This is a genomic window from Mycoplana dimorpha (genome assembly GCF_003046475.1).
In the GTDB taxonomy this organism is placed as follows: Bacteria; Pseudomonadota; Alphaproteobacteria; order Rhizobiales; family Rhizobiaceae; genus Mycoplana; species Mycoplana dimorpha.
Genome location: NZ_PZZZ01000002.1, coordinates 54550 through 73692 on the forward strand (window position 1 = coordinate 54550; position 19143 = coordinate 73692).

The window sequence follows — 19143 nt, forward strand, 5'->3', positions numbered from 1 at the left end:
GTTGTTCACCTCAAGTCATCGGGCGAGTTGGTGCATTCACCGGTCCCAGTCGTGGCGATCGCTTGCCGGCCCGCGCACCAGGATGCGGGCCATCGCATAGCCGCGGTAGGTCCGCACCGCACAGAGACACGCAAAGGCCGTGGCGCGTTGTGTCAGGCCGGCCACGCGGGGTGACGTCAGGACCGTCGGAACCTCGATGAGGGGAGAACCGGAAACCGCAATTGTCCTGCCGATCCATTTGGCGATTCCCCACGGCCCCGGCGTCTTTCCCTCAAAATCATGAGCGATGAGGCGGTCCCACTTGCGGCTCAGTTCGGAGAATTTCTTGCGCGCCGGGTGATAGACGATCATCGGGGCGACATATTCGATGCGGTAGCCCAAGGCCTTCGAGCGCAGTCCCCAGTCTCGATCTTCGGCAATGCCGATACCAGCGAAGGGGCCGACATGACGCAGGACGTCCGGGCGCATGGCAAGATTGCCCGTGCCGGAGAATCCCTTCTTTATATAGTCTTTGTTGCGGTAGGAGTAGATCGCCTCGTAGAGCTCGAGGAATGTTGGTCTGGTCGGATCGGCAAACCCGACCTGTACATCGCCGCCGATGATCTGTGTGTTCGGATTGGCGAATGCCTTTTCTATGTGATGCAGCCAGTCCCGATGCGGGTAGCAATCCGCATCGATGAAGGCCAGCACATCGCCTTTGGCGGTCGCAGCACCCAGGTTTCGGGCAGGACCGGGCCCTGGCGTCTTCTCGGACAATAGCGTCACCCCGGGCCATTCAGCGCAGACGGCTTCCGGCATCCGGCGCGAGGCGTTGTCGACCACGATGATTTCGACACCCGCCTGCACGTCTCGCTGTGCATGCAATCTCGATAGACAGACTTGCAGCTGGTCTTCCTGATTGTAATGCGGAATGATCACCGAAATCAGCATGACACGGCCTTCAGAAGAACATCTGCAACCTCGGTGCGCCGTAGCTGGGGCAGGCCGGAGGCATATTCATCGATCCTGCTATCCATGACGATCACGCATCCTTCCATCACTTGCCGAAGTGCGCGCCACCGCAAACCAGCCAGCGAACCTGCCGACACTGGCTGGGGTGAAGGGGTGAAGGGTTTGTCGATCACGATGCAGAATAATGGCGCTGATCATGAGCCTCGAACCTTCGGCGGAACAGGTCGGTATAGGTCTTGAGGTATCGGGCTGCCTCACCCGTCCAGCAAAAGTCGCGTTCTGCCACGGCTCGACCAACCATGCTCATCTTTTGGCGCCTTGCCGGATCGTCGATGAGGGTGAGGATGCCGTCTGCCAGGGCCTTGGGAGAGTGTTCCGGCACCACCAGCGCAGCCTCGCCGGCTTCCTTCGTCGCCTGGCCCAGATTGAACTGAACGATAGGCAAGCCCAGCATCATGTACTCGAAGACCTTGTTCATCGACAGCTTGTCGTTGAGTTCGCCTGGCGGGTCGGGAATGACCCCGACCTCGAATGCCGACATATGAGCCAACAGTGTTGGACCGCTGAGGTAGCCTGTGAACTGCAGCTGCTGGCCAAGCCCGAGCCTGGCGGTCAACGCCTTCAGGCGGTTGAGTTCCGGTCCGTCGCCGATGATGAGGCAGTTGATGTCGGACCGCTTCCGCACATGCAAAATCTCGGCGAAGGCATGGATCAGCGTTTCCACGCCATCCTGCTGGCCCATGATTCCGAGGTAACCGATCAGGTGCTTGCCAGATGCAGTCAGCGATTGATCAGCGGCGGTAGGCCTGAACCGGGATGCCTCCGGGTAGCTCTTGACGACGACGACGCGATCCGGCGCCATTGCGCCTCGCTCTACGGCGATATCGCGAAAAGCCTCGTTCGTTGCGATGCTCGCGTCCGCCAGGCGAAAGGTCTGCTTCTCGAAGAAGCGCAGGAACCTGTAAAGCAGATCCTTTCGGCCGAACTTGCTGACATACAGCTCCGGGCTGAGGTCGTGGTGGTCGAACACGAAGGAGGTGCCGAACAGAACCTTGTGAAGAAGTGCCACCAGAAAAAGCAGATCGGGCGGATTGCAGGCCTGAATGACATCAATCCGCCGCCGCCGCCGGACCCGAAACGACAGACAGAAATGATAGGTGAGGGCCGTGAAGTACTCGAGGAAATATCCGGTCGCGGAAACTGCCTCCCGTAGCGGATGTCGATAGATGTGGACGCCGTTGACGACCTCATAGCTCTTGTCGTGACCGCGGCCTTTCGGACAGATCACCGACACTTCATAGCCCGCGTCGATAAGTGCAACAGCCTCCTGCCAGACCCGGCGATCAAAGGGAACCGGCAGGTTTTCAACCAGTATCAGGATGTGGTGCTTCATGGAAAACGGCTGCCTCCGGCTCGCGTCCGCGACCTGAAGGGCCAGAATAGGGCGGCCGGTACTTACCTCTCCAGTTGGCAAAGTGGATAGTTGCATGGCCTTTCGTTGACGGGGGAGCGTTCTTATTTGCCGAGCACCACGCCTGATCGCGGCATACGTAGAGGTGTGCCTTGAAGAACGCCGAGGCAATGCGGCGTCTTCTGGCCCTTCGCTTCATCCATGGCGGGACGTCTGCATCATGGACGCTCGCCGCAACCAGTTCGCCGCCCGTCTCGACGCAACCGGCGTTCTTCTGATTGCAGGCAGGTTGCGGCGCCTATCAACGCCATCGCTGCCACCATGCGAGAGATTGGAAACGGGCTAATTTGCTCTCAGCAGTGATCGATACAATGCCTCTTCAACAGCTGCTCCTGCTGTGTCCCAGGACATCGTTAGCACACTTGCTGCGGCCCTTTTCGAATGGGCGTCTGCATCCGGAGCGCAAACCACGTCATCCAGTGCTGCCGCCAGGCCACTGGGGGTGAGCGGGGCGTATCGGACATACGGGTTGTCCAGCACCATGCGATTGTGGCCGGCATCGTTGACCACCGGAATGCAGCCGCAGGCGAGCATTTCGTGTGGCACCAGCGAAACATTGGTCAACGACAGGGCGAGGCCCGCACGGCAGGAATTGTATACATCGTTCAGCTTTTCAGGGCTCGCCACGCCGTGATCGATGAACTTCAAGGAAGTGCCAGCCATGTCTGTGCCGAATAAATGCAGTTCGATTCCCGGCTGGCGCTTGGCAAACAGCTCCAACGCCAGAAGTCCCAACTCAACGGCTCGACGCGGTGTCTCCGGGCGGGCGTAAAAGGCAATTCCCGAACGTCTTGCCGATGCTTCGTAATGGTATCGGGCCGTGTCGCAGCCGAATGGAAAGCTGTCGGTGTCCATCCCGAATTCACGAGACAGCTTGTCAGCCAGCCATCGGCCTGCAGTGATCCCGTGAAAACCCATGCGATAGGTGTTTTCGGCAAGCGCGCTGTTCGTTCCGACCGGATAGAAATAGGGCTCGTAGTCCTGAACGAAATAGAACCGCTTTCCGGCCGTCCCCGCATTATAGACCGCGTAGGCGGACGGCCAGCTGGTCGCCACGACCGCGTGCGCGTCGCTCATCCCGTTTCGCACCCACCCGATCTCGCAGGTTATGCCATAGTGCTGGCGTGCCAGATGCTCATAATACTTCTGGTCGCCGCCATAAGGGTCATAAAAGTAGACGCGGTTTTTGTGGCCCTTGGCTTGCAGGTACCTGATGATACGCGAAATCGTCGTGTGGCCGCCTGAGCCCGGGCCGGCGGGGACCATCACCCAGTTGATCATGATCGGCTGATCGGCGACGATCGGGAGGAGGCAGTTGAGCGGGCGGCGCTCGAGGTCAGCGGCAATCACGTCCTCGGGTCGCACTTCCCAGGTGAACTTCCGAGGCTTGATCCAGTCCACTGCCTTGGCGCGGACCCGATCGGCGACGGCTGTGAAGCCCTCGTTTGTCAACAGATTATAGATCTGGCGCGTGCGGCGCTCGATCTGCAGACGGGTAGAGCTCAACGCGGAGCCGAGCGTCTTCCTTCCTTGCTTTTGCCAGCGAGCAACCTCAACGGCATCGACACTTGTCGTCAGCTTGTCAGCGACGCCTGGCCTGCAATGTGAATAATCGCTGCTGTTTCTTATCTTGTTGTCCATCAGCCGAATCCACCCAAACTGTCGATCGCTCGCGAGCCGTGTTGGAGGTAGAGAGCAGGCGCTATTCTGGTTTCGCGTCAAGCGCATCGGCCGTACTCTGTGATCGACACAGTTCACCTTCCATCGGCGAAATTCGGCGATATTTCCCGCACAGGCAGCGATTTGAAGGCCCGCTATCAACGATCTCGACACTAGCATGCAATGTTGCAGATCGCCGCTATTCATTGGTTTAGGGTGCAATCCCTCACTCGTTGCAACTCATCATTCCGTCTGCTGTCTTGGCGAACCTTGGCGGCGTGCTGGTGAATGGCTGGTGCGATCCGCGCGTGATGGCTGACTGCTTCTGGGACGTGGCCGATGAAAGCCTGTCTTGTCTGCTGCTTGCGATATCTTGCTCGCACGAGTTTCGCGTCCGCCGCGGCCGCCTGATGCTTCGCGGCCGAGCTTCGCGTCGAGTATCCAGGCGCCACTGCCCATCAGGAACAGGAACCACACATAGACAGCCGCCCAAAAGTGCACTGTCGAGCCGACGATCAGGAAAACTGTCATGCAGATCACATAACCGCTGCGATAGGCCGCCTCTCTTTCATCGAGTCCCTTCTTGAAGGCGGCTCCGAACAAAAGCGATCCGTAACAGGCAAGGAGCAGGATTATCGCCGGAATGCCGTGTCGCATGGCAATCAGCAGCCAGAAATTGTCGACGCTTTCCGGCATCCACCAGGGGCGTACCCAGGTGCCCAATCCGATGCCGAAGACGGGATGGTTGGCGACCGACGCTGTACCGGAATCCCATATCGCCAATCGCATCCAGCCCGTCTGAGGATCAAACGTAAAACGCGAAATGTAGAACTGGACGGCGGTTTGATTTGAGCCGATCTCGACGGCGAGATAGCCCATGAACAGTATTCCAAACAGCAGGGCCCATCTGTATCGGAATGCTCGCAGTGCCCTCTGCCATCCAACGAGTCCCCACTGCAACAGGAGGCCGGCGATCGGTGCCGAGGACAATGACAGGAATGCGGATAACGACATGACCGCAGGCAGCCAAAGTGCCCGCCCGCCCTTGCCATAGCCCAGAACCGCGTAGGCGAGTACGACGAGACTGCCGCAGAACGTGCCGTAAAGGATGGAGTGATTAAAGGGCCCCTGTACGCGCCAGAGCCCCATGCGGGGTTCCATCGTCGTGATATCGACGGTCGGAAAAACCAATGCCAGTGTGGTGAGCAACGGTTTGTGGCTCGTTAGCGATTCATATATCGCGAAGGGAAGCAAGATGATGATCAGTTTGCAAACGAACCTGACCATCGCGTGGAAGTCGTCTGCGGTGCGGATGTAGCATCGCGCCAGAAAATAGGCGCCCAAGGTTTCGATGTTCAGCATGCCGATCGCCTCGATCATGGCGAACGGGCCGCCAACGATGGCAAGGCTCAGCGAGCTCCAGAGGCTGAACAATATGACCGTGACGTCTGCGAAGCGGATGGGGCCTGCTTTCCCCCGGACCCACGCGAACAGGCACGGCAGCAGCATCAGCAGTAAAACGATGCGGTAGACCGACAGATTCATCGGCCCGATCGGGATGATCCACGGGGTGACCAGACCGACCAGGAAGGCCTGGACCGGCCAGGGAAGGCGAGTGTTCTTCGAACTGATCAAGCTTGCGCGAAGAGATCGAGGGCGACGTTTAGCAAGCGCCGTGCTCGGCATCCGCGCTGCCGGTGCGGGATCATCGGTCCAACCGGACGTATGACTTTGCATCGCGGGCTCCACATTATCCGTGTGCGTGTTGTGTCCAACGGCTTCTCGGCGGATCGCCACTTCTCAATGCGGGCTCCAGCGAAGAAGCTGCATGCCCAAACCCGGTGCAAGACGCCCACTCACGGCATTGATCGCCCGCCAACAGGAAAGGCCGAAAAGGTGTTTGAGCTCAACTTCGCCCATCTCAGCATTTCCAGATCCTGGGACACATCGTGCATAGAGGCGCAAATCTCTGGACAAGGCAGGTGAGTAATTGATCGATGATCAGGATGCGCGGCTGAGCATCGTTCTGACTCAATACACTTTCCACGCATTGCTCAAGATACCTCCCATACCGATGATTAGGTATGGGGACATCGAGCGCCGATGGACGTTCGCCGCTTCCAATCCCGTGCCTACCAGGCGGTGTGCTCGGCGGCACGTAATTTCCCCGTGTCTGTCGCTGCTGCGCTCTGCGCAGGCACACCGGTGCCGGCCGGGAAAGCTCGTCGCCTCCTTCGCGCGCAGGCGCGACTGCTGATCCATAACATCGCAACCGAACGAGCCAAACAACTTGCCAAGTTAAGCGCAAGCATCTCGCCAGCATCCGATCAATATGCGTTACGCACTTCCATATTCGGTGAGTATTGTAGGCTCTCGGGCACATTCGCCTTTTGGGGGATGGTGATCCGAAGGATCAGCGTCGAGCTGCGCGAAGCAGCCGAGAAATCAAGCTCGATTCAACAAAAGGTCAGCAAATCGCCGAGCCGATCTCATACTCCCAAGGAGGTAGGCGGGTGATCGTTCGGACATGCCAGCGGCTGAAAGCGGTACAATTACCGAGCGGCGGACCGCATCCGCGGGTTACGCCCCTGTGCGACGACTGCGCTAGGCAGGAACGTTATAATAGGGTAAATAAGCTATGTCTCATACGAAATCTTCCAGTTTTAGTAGCGGCAAATCACGGGGGAGTTTTTAGGCCTTTATGTACAATCGAGGCCGACACACGCCTTCCATCGTGTTCCTGCGATACAGGGATATATTGTGCGTTTGTAGGGAGTAACGTGGCTATGATAATGTCAAATGGCAACGAAATAGCAGGCAAACTCGACCACCCTATTGCAATCGGCACGTCCGGCACAATGAACAAGAAGAATTTCGGCGAGGTAAGCTCCGCAAGAGAGCGTTCGCTTTTGATCATCGACAACAGGGCGCTGGATCGAGAGTGCCTGGCGCAGTGCATATCCGCGCACAAGTCCGACATGGAAGTGGTGGCGTTCGGTTCTGTCGAAGAATGGAAGCGAAAGCGCCATGACTATCCACCGCTCGCCGCCGTTTTGCTCAACGTGGGTGGGAGAAAGGTAGCCGAAGCTGCCGTCGCCGACGAAATACGAAAATTTTCGGCCGAATTCGAGGCGCCTGTCATCGTCCTTGCCGACAATGATGACCTGGCGCAGATCATGAAGGCGCTGGAATGCGGCGCCAAGGGGTATATTCCTTCATCCGTCAGTATAGACGTCTGCATCGAAGCCATTGCATTGTCGCTGGCCGGCGGAATTTTCGTTCCCGCCAGCAGCGTCTTCGCCATGCGCCAGGTACTCGAGACAGGTAACCCGGTCGCGCGACCGCTGGCCGGCATGTTCACCGCACGGCAGGCCGAGGTCGTCGAAGCATTGCGGCGCGGCAAGGCCAACAAGATCATAGCCTACGAACTCAACCTGCGGGAAAGCACCGTCAAGGTTCACATCCGCAACATCATGAAGAAGGTCAAGGCCACCAACCGGACCGAAGTTGCCTACAAGATCAATGATCTGCTGCCGGCCGACATTCCCTCCGATACGTCAAGCCGACTGGAGCACTGAGCAAAGCATCCAGCCCTCATGTCTTTAGGCTCCACATTTTCGTGGAGCCTGAACTTTTTTGAGGTTGCCATCGGCGAGTTTCCCGGCAGCTCGCTCTCCACCCGCAACCTTCATCCTCCTCCCGGCACGTCAGTCATAAGCCAGTACCGCGCAGCACGACGAGCGGTGTCCGCGACAGGATCCACATGTCGGTGCTGAGCGACATCATGCGATAATAGCGTGTGTCATGCACGGCCCGCTCGGCGAAGGAGCAGGCGTTCCGGTCGCTGATCTGCCACAGACCGGTCAGGCCCGGGCGCATGGCGAAGTAGGCGGTTCCGGGATATTCGGCGCGCTGTTCGGGCAACATCGGCCGCGGTCCGACCAGGCTCATTTCGCCGCGCAGCACGTTCCAGAACTGTGGCAGCTCGTCGAGCGAGTATTTGCGCAGATATTTCCCCACGCGCGTTATCCGGGGGTCGTGCTCAAGCTTCTGCTTGCGCTCCCATTCAAGTCGCGCCGCAGGGTCGCTGTCCAAGTGCGCCCGCAGCTTCTCGTCTGCACGAGGCACCATGGTCCGAAGCTTCCAAAGCTGGAATATGCGGCCGTTCTTGCCGAGACGCGGCTGACAGAAGAAGGCCGATTCCCCGTCCATCCGCACCAGCAGCGCGAGCAGCCCGACGACGGGCAGGACCATCGGGCTGATCATCAGCACGAAGAGAACATCGATCAGACGCTTGGAGGGGAGATAGAGCGATCGCGAACCAATCGCCGGGATCAGATCTGGCCTGGAAGCAAGCCGATGGGAATGCGGCACGTGGTCTCTCGACATTACAGCCTCCGCATACGCTGAACAAAGCTGCAAGCGGCGACGTCACGGCGGCCCAGTAAAATGGCGTCGGCAAGCCAACGGCACTCAACGTCGTTGGCGGACGGCGTCTTGAATTCGGTCTCGCTTGAGCAACCTTATATTAACCTTATGAAATGGTGTCACAATAAATCGCTGATTAGACAATTCGATCTAGCCTGCGGGCCGTGCCGCGCTCCTCCAGGGGGGGAACTGCTGCGTGGGTGTGTGCTGCCGGCCGTGACCGGCAGACCGCCGCGTGCGGTCAGTTGGCGGCGTGATCCGTCCCGGCCGGCCTACTCTGGTCGTTTCTTTGCTGCGATGCCGCTCCTGCTACGGGAGACGGCGCAAAATGAGGCTGGCTCTGTTAGCGCCACAAAGGTTCGCTTGCGCCGGCAGCAGCCCTTGATAAGGCATTGGTCGGACAGTGCTACCCAAATGGATTAGCAGTGGTCGGATGCGGCTCACCCACCATTGACGATCTATCCTGCTTTGCAAGCGCCCTCGAAAATGGCCGCCATCTTGCACCGCAAGGAATGCTTTATGATCAGCAGCGCGGATTTGCGATTTTATCGATCTCTCCTGGTGAGACGGCTACCGCTGATTATCCTGAGTGCGCTGGTCGTGTTCGGCCTGGCGCTGGTCGCGGCGAATGTGATGTCGGAAAAATACAAGGCGGTCGCCAAGGTCTTGGTCGAGGCGCCGCAGATTCCCTCGGAGCTGGCGCGCTCGTCCGTGGCCATCGGCGCCATCGAGGAGATGCAGATCCTGCAGCAGGCGATCATCACGCGCGAAAACCTTCTCGACCTGGCACAGCGATATGGTCTTTACGCCGGAAGCGAGGTGAAGCCCGCGGACGAGGACATCGTGGCGGATCTGCGCTCACGAATATCGTTCGAGGAGCTGATCCAGGATTCTTCGGCACGGAGTCAGGGCACGACCATCGTGCAGGTCTCTGTTACCGGACGAGATCCGCAGCTTGCGGCTCAAATTACGAATGAAGTCGCCAGGATGCTCGTCGCCAAGAACCAGCAGCGGCGGACCGACCGTGCGGGCAATACCCTGCAGTTCTTCAACCAGGAGGTGGCGCGCCTTGGCACCGAGTTGAGCAGGGTCGAGGCGGATATCCTGAAGTTCAAGACGGACAACAAGGATACCTTGCCCGACAGCATCGAATTCCGTCGAACCCAGCAGAACAGTCTTCAGGAAAGAATAGTGGCGCTCGAGCGAGAAGAGGCCGAGTTGCGCTCAAGGCGAAGCAGCCTCATTGCTACCTACACCAACACCGGCCGCCTGTCGGACGCGTTGCCCCTCACCCCCGAGCAGCAGATGTTGGCGGACCTCAACAGGGCGCTCGTCGAGCAGCTGTCGATTTTCTCCGACAACAGCCCGAGCGTCGCCTCTCTGAAATCGCGTATCGCCGCTCTGCAGAGCAGGGTGCTCGAGCGCCAGCCACGGCAGGCGGAATTGCGCGACAAGGCGCAGCGCGATGCAACGGAGCAGGCCTCCTTTGGCCTTGATCTGCAATTGTCCGACATCGACGAGCGGTTGAAGGCCATCGATGGGGAGCGGGTGGAGGCTACCAAGCGCATCGACCAATTGACGCGTTCAATTGCTGCCACTCCGGCAAGCGAAACCGTCCTGAACGCTCTGGAGCGGAACCACGCCAACATCCAGACCCAGTACAACGCGGCAATTGCACGCCGTGCGGAAGCGTCCACCGGCGAGCAGATCGAGATGCGCTCGGAAGGGGGCCGTCTGACCCTGATAGAAGCGGCCATTCCCCCCCGTGACCCGGCAAACCTGCAAAAGGCGCGTATCGTCAGGCTGATGGGCGCGCCCGCCGGGCTGGCATTCGGAATTGGGCTGGTCATTCTGCTGGAGATACTCAACCGCAAGGTCCGTCGTCCAGCCGACGTCGAAAGGCTTCTCCAGGTCCAACCACTCGCCGTCATCCCCGAAATCGGCGCGAAGCGGCAGAAGGCCGGCGGCACGCGCGGCGGCTTCGCCTTCAGAACCGTGTCGGTCGGTGCCGTGCTGTTCGGATTGCTGCTGGCTGCTGCTCCGCTCGATACCAACCAAGCCGGCGTCAAGCCGCCGGAGAACGGCGTTTCCTTGAGCGCCACTCCCGCGGGCGACCAAGGTCGCGCCCTGCCAATCAGGATTGGACGATAAGCCCATGGAGCAAATCCCAGCACCACTGCAGGAGGCGATGCGATTTCGCAGCGGCGACCGTCTCGTTGAACAGGCCGTGGAAGTCTGCGCGCGCTTCGACCGCGAAATTGCCTGGGACGCCCTGCCGAATTTGACGCTCGACCCGAAATGGGCCGAGCAGAACCGGATAGTGACCTTGAATCACTCCGACCCCGCCCATGCGGCCTTCGACCTGCTTCGGACGAGACTGCTGCGGTGCCTGCAGCAGAACGGCTGGACGTCGGTGGCCATCACCTCCCCGAGCCCATCTTGCGGCAAGTCGCTCGTGGCGCTGAACCTGGCGTTCAGCCTCGCCAACCAGACGGATCGCCGTACCATCCTGATGGATATGAACCTCAAGCAGCCGCATCTAGAAGACCTGCTTGGGAGCCCGAGCGAAGCGTCGATGGAGGACTTCCTCGCCGGCAGGTGCCCGCCCGACGATGTGCTGCGCAGATTTGGAGACAATCTCGCGATCGGCACCAATAGCCGGCCGGTGAAATGCTCCGCCGAGCTGCTTCAGAGCCGGAGCGCAGCGGCGGCGTTGCAGAGCCTGCGCAAGCGGATGAAGCCGGACGTTCTTCTTTTTGATCTTTCGTCGATGCTGCCCAACGACGATGTCATCGCGTTCCTGGGAAATGTGGATTGCGTACTTCTGGTGGTGGCTGCCGAACAAAGCACGCTTGACGACCTGGATGCCTGCGAGCGTGAGCTGTCGGAGCAGTCGAACGTGGTCGGCGTGGTCCTCAACAGATGCCACTATGGCTAGCGGGTTCGGCCCACCCGACTTCATATCGCTGATCGGCGTGGATTGCGCGGCGCGCTGTTGTCGAATGGCGATAGGTGATCGCGACATAAAGGCATGATGAGTGCCGCCTCCGTCGCACAATTCCTGCCCTACCCGGGCGCACGAGAAAGGCTTTTGCTCGCAAAGCGCTGCCAGGTGTCCCGAGGGGAAGCGGACGCCGGGCTGGGGCTGCGAAGCCATTGCGGTTCGGCGCACCCCGATCAGGCGCGGCTTTTGGCAGTGCGAGTCGGCATCCATGAAGGTCGCTAAAAGATGTCCTCATGCCTACCTTTGAGCAGGGCGTTGACGTCTGAGCGCGGCTCGGCCTCCGCGACGCCGCGCCCGCTACACCTTTCGACGAGCCAGCTACTGCAATTTGTTTTCTTTACTCGCTGGCAGGAAAGAACTCTCCTGATCGGCGGAGAAGTCACCGGGGATGGTGTCAGGCCGGTTCAGTATCGCGTCTAGCTCGCGCCATCGCACACTAGCACAGGGGCCGTTGCTGCATGATCGCATCATCTGTTGCCTTGGATGACGGCGTGGTCATTCATCATCCCGATCTGGTCAATCTCTATGGCTGCACGGTCGGAGCCGGCAGCCGGATCGGAACGTTCGTCGAAATCCAGAAGAATGCTTCCGTCGGCCGCAACTGCAAGATTTCCAGCCATACGTTCATTTGCGAGGGGGTCACCATCGAGGACGGTGTCTTTGTCGGCCACGGCGTGATGTTCACCAACGATCTCCACCCGCGCGCGGTCAACCCCGACGGCAGCCTGCAGACGGACACGGACTGGGAGATGGTTCCGACGCTCGTCCGGCGACACGCCTCCATCGGCAGCAATGCGACCATTCTTGCCGGCGTGACCATCGGCGAAGGCGCGCTGGTCGGTGCCGGCGCGGTCGTCACGAAGGACGTGCCCGCCGAGGCGATCGTAGCCGGCGTACCGGCCAGGATCACCGGCCACGTCAAGGACGCGCAGTCCGGGTCTGTATCCGCCAGGAGAGCACGATGATCGGCATTGCGGTCGTGGGATATGGCTATTGGGGTCCCAACCTGGTCCGCAATCTCGCAGAGATTCCGGAAGCCCGCCTCACCCATGTGTGCGATCTCGACAAGGGACGGCTGAGGGCGGTGCAGGCGCGATACCCCACCGTGCAAATCACCGATAATCTGGAGGAAGTGCTGCGCGATCCCCGCGTCGACGCGATCGCGATTGCGACGCCGGTGTCGACCCATTTCAAGATCGCCATGCAGGCGCTGATGTCGGGCAAGCACGTGTTCGTGGAGAAGCCGATGACGGCGACCTCGGAGGAGGGTCGAAGGCTGGTCGAGGAGGCCGCCCGACGCAATCTCGTGCTGGCGGTCGATCACACGTTCATACACACCGGGGCAGTCCGGAAGATGCGCGAGATCGTCGATGATGGGCTCGGCGAGATGTACTACTACGATTCCGTCAGGGTGAATCTCGGGCTGTTTCAGCACGACGTCAGCGTGATTTGGGACCTGGCGGTCCACGACCTTTCGATCCTCGACTACCTGCTGCGGGAGAGGCCGGTGGCCGTCTCGGCGACCGGCATGAGCCACGTCCTCGGCGAGCCGGAGAACATTGCCTACCTCAACCTGTTCTTCGAAAGCCGGCTGATCGCTCACATCCACGTCAACTGGCTGGCACCGGTAAAGGTACGCCGCACCCTTGTCGGCGGCAGCAGCAAGATGATCGTCTATGACGACCTCGAGCCCAGCGAGAAGATCAAGGTCTACGACAAGGGCATTACGTTGAGCGACAACCCTCGCAACGAAGGGGAGAGGGTCTACGACATGCTGGTCGGCTATCGGACCGGCGACATGTATGCCCCGCAACTGGACATGACCGAAGCCTTGACCCGCGAACTCCGGCAGTTCGTGTCCTGCATCGAGCACGACGAGCAGCCCATTGCCGATGGCGCTGCAGGCCTCCGGGTCGTGCGGATCCTGGAGGCTGCAACCCAGTCATTGGCCCAGCGCGGCCGCGTCGTGGACCTCGGTCTGGCAAGGATGATCGCATGATTCCCTTTCTCGACCTGAAGGCGCAGTATGCGTCGATCAAGGACGAAGTCGACGCAGCCGTCCTGAATGTCCTCGCTTCCGCCCAGTATATTCTGGGCGACGAGGTGGCCGCCCTCGAGGAGGAGTTCGCCGACTATTGCGGCGTCGACCATGCCGTGGCGGTGAACACCGGCACCAGCGCGCTGCACCTGTCGCTGCTGGCGGCCGGCATCGGCCCCGGAGACGAGGTCCTGACGGTGCCGTTCACCTTCGTCGCCACCGCGTCGGCGATCTGCTACACCGGCGCAAGGCCGGTGTTCGTCGACGTCGAGCCGGTCACGCTGACGATGGATCCGGCAAAGCTCGAGGCCGCGGTTACCCCGCGGACAAAGGCGATCGTGCCGGTTCATCTCTATGGGCAGATGGCGGACATGGATGCCATCTGCGCGATCGCCGAGCGCCATGGGCTGGTGGTGATCGAGGACGCCTGCCAGGCGCACGGAGCAGAGTACAAGGGGCGACGCGCCGGCAGCATCGGTCTGTCCGGCAGTTTCAGCTTCTATCCCGGCAAGAACCTGGGCGCTTGCGGTGAGGGCGGCATGGTCGTCACCAACGACAGCCAACAAGCCGAAACGATCCGCATGCTTCGCGACTGGGGCCAGAGCCAGCGCTATCATCATGTCCTGAAGGGCTACAACTATCGCATGGATGGCATCCAGGGGGCGATCCTGCGCGTCAAACTCAGGCATCTCGACGCCTGGACGGCCGCCCGCCGCACGCATGCGGCGCAATACTCGTCGCTGCTTGACGGGTCGGCCGCCGTCACGCCCCCGATCGAGGTCACCGGTCGGCGCCATGTCTACCATGTCTATGCCGTAAGAAGTCACCAGCGCGCCGATCTGCAGCACCGCCTTCAGGCACAAGGCATCCAGTCGGGATTGCATTACCCCATACCGGTGCATCTGCAGGAAGCGCACCTGGATCTTGGCTACGCCGAGGGCGATTTCCCGGTGTCCGAAGCCGCCGCGCGCGAAGTTCTTTCCCTGCCGATCTATCCCGAAATGACGCCCAGGCAGGTCGCGGAGGTGGTTTCCGCGGTGGAGCAGGATAGCTATGTCTGTTGAACCGGAGCCGATGGTGAGGCTGGTGAAGGCGGTGCATGGACAGCGCGACATGGCTGCCGACCCATCTTACGAGCTGCAGCTGGCGGAAGAGCTGAGAAAGACTTACGGACCGGCCGGTCTGAGCGAGCTCTATGGGCGCTTTTCCTCTGGAACCGGTTTCATCGACGACCTCATGCGCCGGGTGATCTGTCGCGCGCTGGTGCGCAAATGTGGCTCGGGCCTCCGGATCGCCAGCGGCGTCGTCTTCAGGCATCCAGAGACATTCGAAATCGGTGACGGCGTACGCATCGAGTCGGGGGCCCACATCCAGGGGCGACATGATGGATCCTGCGTCATCGGCCACAAGGTGTGGATAGGTCCGCAGGCCTTTTTGGATGCACGTGATCTGGTCCTTGGGGACTATGTGGGATGGGGACCGGGCGCGAAGATCCTCGGGTCCACGCATACGGGCATGCCGCATGACGTGCCGATTATCGCGACCGATCTGCAGATCCGCCCGGTTCGCGTCGAGGCGTGGGCCGATATCGGCACCAATGCGACCATCCTGCCGGGCGTCACGATCGGAAAGGGCGCCATGGTCGGTGCCGGCGCCGTTGTCGTCACCGATGTTCCGCCGTTCTCGATCGTTGCCGGTGTTCCCGCGCGCTTCGTCCGCTGGCGAAAAGAAACTGACCCGGAGCCGACTTCATCATAGGGAGCATGTCATGAAGGATAAGCGGATCTTGATTACGGGCGGCGCCGGCCTGATCGGCTCGCACATCGCCGACCTGGTTTCCCTGGAAGGTCCGCGGGAGATCCTGATTCTCGACAATTTCGTCCGTGGTCGGCGGGAGAACCTGGCGCGAGCCGCGTCGATCCTGCCGTTGACGATTGTCGACGGCGACATCCGCGATCGCGACCTGCTGGCAAAGCTCGTCGAGGGCGTGGACGTGGTGTTCCACCAGGCGGCTATCCGCATCACCCAGTGCGCCGAGGAGCCGAGGCTCGCCTTCGATGTGCTGGCCGCGGGCACGTTCGACGTGCTCGAAGCTGCCGTGAAGGCGGGCGTATCGAAGGTGGTGGCTGCCTCGTCTGCGTCGGTCCTGGGGCTTGCCGAAGAGTTTCCCACCCGGGAATCGCACCATCCCTACAACAATCGGACGCTCTACGGGGCGGCGAAGGCCTTCAACGAGGGGCTGCTTCGCAGTTTCGCCGAGATGTACGGCCTGCGCTATGTCGCCCTGCGGTACTTCAACGTGTACGGACCGCGAATGGATGCCTATGGCGCCTATACCGAGGTGATGATCCGCTGGATGGAACGGATCGCGGCGGGGTTGCCGCCGATCATTCACGGCGACGGCCTGCAGACGATGGATTTCGTTCATGTCGCCGACATTGCCCGCGCCAACCTGCTGGCGGCCAAGGCGGACGTGACCGACGAGGTGTTCAACGTGGCAAGCGGCAGCGAGACCAGCCTGCGAGAGCTGGCCCAGATGCTGACACGCATCATGGGGGCGTCGTTCGAACCGCAATACCAGCCGGCGCGCAAGGTGAATGCGGTGTCGCGCCGGCTTGCGGACACGCGCAAGGCGGAACGGCGGCTTGGGTTTCGCACCGAGATATCACTGGAGGATGGCCTGCGCGATCTCGTCGACTGGTGGCGACACGAGGTCAAGCGGCAGGCCGGAGGAGAGGCCGCATGAGCGCGACCGGCACACAAATCCCGGTCGCAAGGCCGCTTCTCGGCGAATGGGAAATCGAGGCGGTCCGACGCGTGGTGCAGTCCGGATGGATCACCCAGGGTCCGGAGGTCGCCGCTTTCGAAGCGGAGTTCGCCGCGTTTGTCGGCGCCGGCCATGCCTGTGCGGTGTCGAACTGCACGACCGGGCTTCACCTGGCGTTGAAGGTCGTCGGCGTCGGGCCGGGCGACGAGGTGATCACCGTCAGCCATTCCTTCATCGCGACGGCGAATGCCATCCGGTACTGCGGCGCGGTGCCGGTCTTCGTCGACATCGAACCTGAAGGCTTCAACATCGATCCCGGCCTGGTGGCCGCGGCAATCACGCCGAAAACGAAGGCCATCCTGTGCGTGCATCAGCTCGGAATGCCGTGCGATCTAGCACGGATTGTCGCTCTCGGTCGCGATCATGGAATCCCGGTCGTCGAGGATGCCGCCTGCGCTTCGGGGAGCGAAATCCTGTGGGACGGCCGGTGGGAGAGGATCGGCAAGCCGCATGCGGATATCGCCTGTTTTTCGTTTCACCCCAGGAAGTTGCTGACGACCGGCGACGGCGGCATGTTGACGACCAACGTCGCTGAGTTCGATGCAAAGCTCCGCCTTTGGCGGCAGCATGGAATGGGCGTCTCCGACGTCGTGCGCCATGGCTCCCCGCGCGTGATCTTCGAAAGCTACCCGGAGCTTGGCTACAATTATCGTATGACGGATCTCCAGGCCGCCATCGGGCGCGTACAACTGGCCCGATTGCCAGGTCTCATCTCGGAACGGCGTCGGCTTGCGGATCTCTACAGGGATGGATTGAGCCAGATCGACGGGGTGACGGCACCTGCCGAGAAGCCTTGGACGCGGAGCAACTGGCAAAGTTATTGCATAACACTCCCGGAGCGGCTCGATCAGGCAAGTATCATGCAGACCCTTCTGGATCGCGGCATTTCAACCCGCCGTGGCGTGATGAACGCCCATCGTGAGGCGGCCTATGGCGAGCAGGGTTCGCACCGGGTCTCCGGCGACCTGTCGCGAAGCATCGCTGCGCAGGAAAAATCGATCATCCTGCCGCTTTTCGCGCAGATGACCGAGGCCCAACTGGCCTTTGTCGTGGAGAGCCTGCAACAGGCATGCAGCGCCTCGTCCACGCCGGCATCTCGTCTCCTCAGCGCATCCTGACGGCAGGGCCGATAATCTGGTCGAATGCTTGCAGCCGCGTCTTGCAACGAGCCTCTTTCGCCCAAGGCGGAGATTTGCGCTTTGAGCGGCCGAGCGGTCATTGACCAGCCGCTACCTGGACATCCTTGATCATTCGGACTTCGGGGCCAAGGCCCGGATCGGTGCCGGAAGCGCTTCCTTTGGCAGGATGGCAATCAGGCGCCATAATGAAAAGAGGCCGCTCGCGACCGTGGCCAGGGACCCGACGAAGACCGACTGCCACAGGGGCAGCCAAAGCGTCAGGCTGAAAATCGCGCCGCTGCCGGCGATGAAGACCGCTCCGAGCCCAAGATTGGCCTTGGACCAGCGGAATCCCGTCAGCCGGTTTGTAATGGCGTAAATCAAGCCACCGTGCCAAACGTAGAGACCGAAGAAGGCGATACCCGCTCCGACGGATCCGAACGTGCCGACCAGCATCCACGCCAGCCCGACATGAACGATGGTGGAGGCAAGTTCGGTCCAGAAGAACAGAGAGCGCGACCCTTTGGCCAGGAGGATGTAGCCGAGCGGCCAGGCAACGATCCGCAACATCATGCCCAGGCAGATCCAGCGCAGGATCACCGCCGCGGGGTGGAACTCGGGCGAGTAGAAAAGCCACATCGCGACCGGTGCAAGCGTCAATGTGGCAAGCACACCGGGTCCCGCCAGCAGCAGGCTGATATAGGTCTGATCATTGACGAGCTGGTTGCAGGCCTCATGGTCGAACGCGACTGCCGTCAGGCGCGGGTAGAAGTCAGTGCCCATCGCCTGCAGGATGAAGCCGGCGTATATTCCCCCGAGCGCCCACGCGGCCTGATAGAGCCCGGCCTCGGCAACGCCGCCATCGTGCAGGATGATGAGGCGGATCACGTAGGCCGAGCCGGCTGTCAGCAGGCCGCTGAACATGAAGACGATCCCGAGTTTCAGCAGCGGACTGACCTCGTCGGCAAGCTGGCGGGGGGACATGGCCGTCTGGCTGATGCGCACCTTCTGGCTGCAAGAGCGGGCAATCAGGAACATCGCGGCCGCCGACGCCACGATCGAGGGCGCTATACCGTTGATCCCAAAAAAGAAGACAAGCACCACCGTGATGACGGTCGAACAGAGGCCGGTGAGAATGCTGACTCGGGCGAGGCTTGCGATGTCTCGCACGCCCTGGAGTAGAGCGAGCTGTCCTCCCGCGACAAGTTGCAGGAGGACAGCAAGGGAAAGTAGGGCGACGCCGGCAGTGTGCTGTCCGTCGCCGAATGTAAAGTGGGCGACGGGCCGCGACAGGGTGGCAAGGAGAAACGCACCGATGACGCCCAGCAGAATAGATGTTCGCCGCAATGCCGTCGCGGTGTGTGCCATCCGATCGACGTCGCCTTTGCCGGTTGCCTCGGCAATCTGCCTTACCCCGCTGGATTGGACCCCCAGGCCGGCGATGACCTGGGTGAGGTCGACGATTGACGCGTAAAGCCCCATTTGCCCGACGCCGGTCGGGCCGAGCAGCACGGCCATTGCCTTGCTTCGCACGATGGAGAACATCACGTTGACCAGCGACGAGCCGCCGATCATGGCCATCGCCTTGAGGATCTGGAAATAGCTCTGTTCTGATGCCGCTGTGTCTTCTGTCGCCATCGACTTGCT

At 60.9% G+C, this 19143-nt stretch carries 16 protein-coding genes; 10 read left to right on the plus strand and 6 right to left on the minus strand.

Annotated features, from left to right (window positions below; all coding sequences use genetic code 11):
* Window positions 1-36: 36 nt before the first annotated feature.
* From C7449_RS03865 to C7449_RS03880, 4 genes are all read right to left on the minus strand, one after another.
* A complete protein-coding gene (locus C7449_RS03865) occupies window positions 37-930 on the minus strand; it encodes a glycosyltransferase (protein WP_108001481.1) in 894 nt (297 codons plus the stop codon).
* A gap of 190 nt (window positions 931-1120) precedes the next feature.
* A complete protein-coding gene (locus C7449_RS03870; RefSeq protein WP_108001482.1) occupies window positions 1121-2344 on the minus strand; it encodes a glycosyltransferase family 4 protein in 1224 nt (407 codons plus the stop codon).
* Between the two features lie 360 nt (window positions 2345-2704).
* Entirely contained in the window at window positions 2705-4063 is a 1359-nt protein-coding gene (locus C7449_RS03875) for a rhamnosyltransferase WsaF family glycosyltransferase (RefSeq protein ID WP_245414284.1), read from the minus strand.
* Window positions 4064-4324: 261 nt separating this feature from the next.
* A complete protein-coding gene (locus C7449_RS03880; protein ID WP_245414285.1) occupies window positions 4325-5818 on the minus strand; it encodes an O-antigen ligase family protein in 1494 nt (497 codons plus the stop codon).
* 366 nt (window positions 5819-6184) lie between these two features.
* On the opposite strand from C7449_RS03880, the gene C7449_RS21525 reads away from it, so the two are divergent.
* Together C7449_RS21525 and C7449_RS03885 are read left to right on the plus strand one after the other, a co-directional pair.
* Complete coding sequence (locus C7449_RS21525) at window positions 6185-6598, plus strand: hypothetical protein (RefSeq protein ID WP_146165040.1); 414 nt, start codon at window positions 6185-6187, stop codon at window positions 6596-6598.
* A 341-nt stretch (window positions 6599-6939) separates the two neighbouring features.
* Window positions 6940-7659, plus strand: coding sequence for a LuxR C-terminal-related transcriptional regulator (locus tag C7449_RS03885; RefSeq protein ID WP_245414299.1), 720 nt, complete (start codon window positions 6940-6942; stop codon window positions 7657-7659).
* 133 nt (window positions 7660-7792) lie between these two features.
* Here C7449_RS03885 and C7449_RS03890 read toward each other — a convergent pair whose 3' ends face one another.
* The gene (locus tag C7449_RS03890) at window positions 7793-8470 is read right to left on the minus strand and encodes a sugar transferase (protein ID WP_108001485.1); all 678 of its coding nucleotides are present in this window, start codon (window positions 8468-8470) and stop codon (window positions 7793-7795) included.
* A gap of 558 nt (window positions 8471-9028) precedes the next feature.
* On the opposite strand from C7449_RS03890, the gene C7449_RS03895 reads away from it, so the two are divergent.
* The 8 genes from C7449_RS03895 (at window position 9029) to C7449_RS03930 (ending at window position 17496) form a co-directional block, all read left to right on the plus strand.
* On the plus strand, window positions 9029-10660 hold the full coding sequence (locus C7449_RS03895) for a GumC family protein (protein WP_170115791.1): 1632 nt from the start codon (window positions 9029-9031) through the stop codon (window positions 10658-10660).
* Between the two features lie 4 nt (window positions 10661-10664).
* Entirely contained in the window at window positions 10665-11447 is a 783-nt protein-coding gene (locus tag C7449_RS03900; protein ID WP_108001487.1) for a CpsD/CapB family tyrosine-protein kinase, read from the plus strand.
* A gap of 524 nt (window positions 11448-11971) precedes the next feature.
* Entirely contained in the window at window positions 11972-12478 is a 507-nt protein-coding gene (locus C7449_RS03905; RefSeq protein WP_108001488.1) for an acyltransferase, read from the plus strand.
* On the plus strand, window positions 12475-13512 hold the full coding sequence (locus C7449_RS03910) for a Gfo/Idh/MocA family protein (RefSeq protein ID WP_108001489.1): 1038 nt from the start codon (window positions 12475-12477) through the stop codon (window positions 13510-13512). The genes C7449_RS03905 and C7449_RS03910 overlap by 4 nt, the downstream gene beginning before the upstream one ends.
* The gene (locus C7449_RS03915) at window positions 13509-14615 is read left to right on the plus strand and encodes a DegT/DnrJ/EryC1/StrS family aminotransferase (protein WP_108001490.1); all 1107 of its coding nucleotides are present in this window, start codon (window positions 13509-13511) and stop codon (window positions 14613-14615) included. Before C7449_RS03910 ends, C7449_RS03915 begins: the two co-directional genes overlap by 4 nt.
* Entirely contained in the window at window positions 14605-15309 is a 705-nt protein-coding gene (locus tag C7449_RS03920; protein WP_108001491.1) for an acyltransferase, read from the plus strand. The genes C7449_RS03915 and C7449_RS03920 overlap by 11 nt, the downstream gene beginning before the upstream one ends.
* 10 nt (window positions 15310-15319) lie before the next feature.
* A complete protein-coding gene (locus tag C7449_RS03925; RefSeq protein WP_108001492.1) occupies window positions 15320-16297 on the plus strand; it encodes an NAD-dependent epimerase/dehydratase family protein in 978 nt (325 codons plus the stop codon).
* The gene (locus tag C7449_RS03930) at window positions 16294-17496 is read left to right on the plus strand and encodes a DegT/DnrJ/EryC1/StrS family aminotransferase (RefSeq protein ID WP_108001493.1); all 1203 of its coding nucleotides are present in this window, start codon (window positions 16294-16296) and stop codon (window positions 17494-17496) included. Before C7449_RS03925 ends, C7449_RS03930 begins: the two co-directional genes overlap by 4 nt.
* Window positions 17497-17625: 129 nt before the next feature.
* Here the strand turns inward: C7449_RS03930 and C7449_RS03935 are convergent, their stop codons facing one another.
* Window positions 17626-19134, minus strand: coding sequence for an O-antigen translocase (locus C7449_RS03935; RefSeq protein WP_108002044.1), 1509 nt, complete (start codon window positions 19132-19134; stop codon window positions 17626-17628).
* Between the last annotated feature and the right edge of the window lie 9 nt (window positions 19135-19143).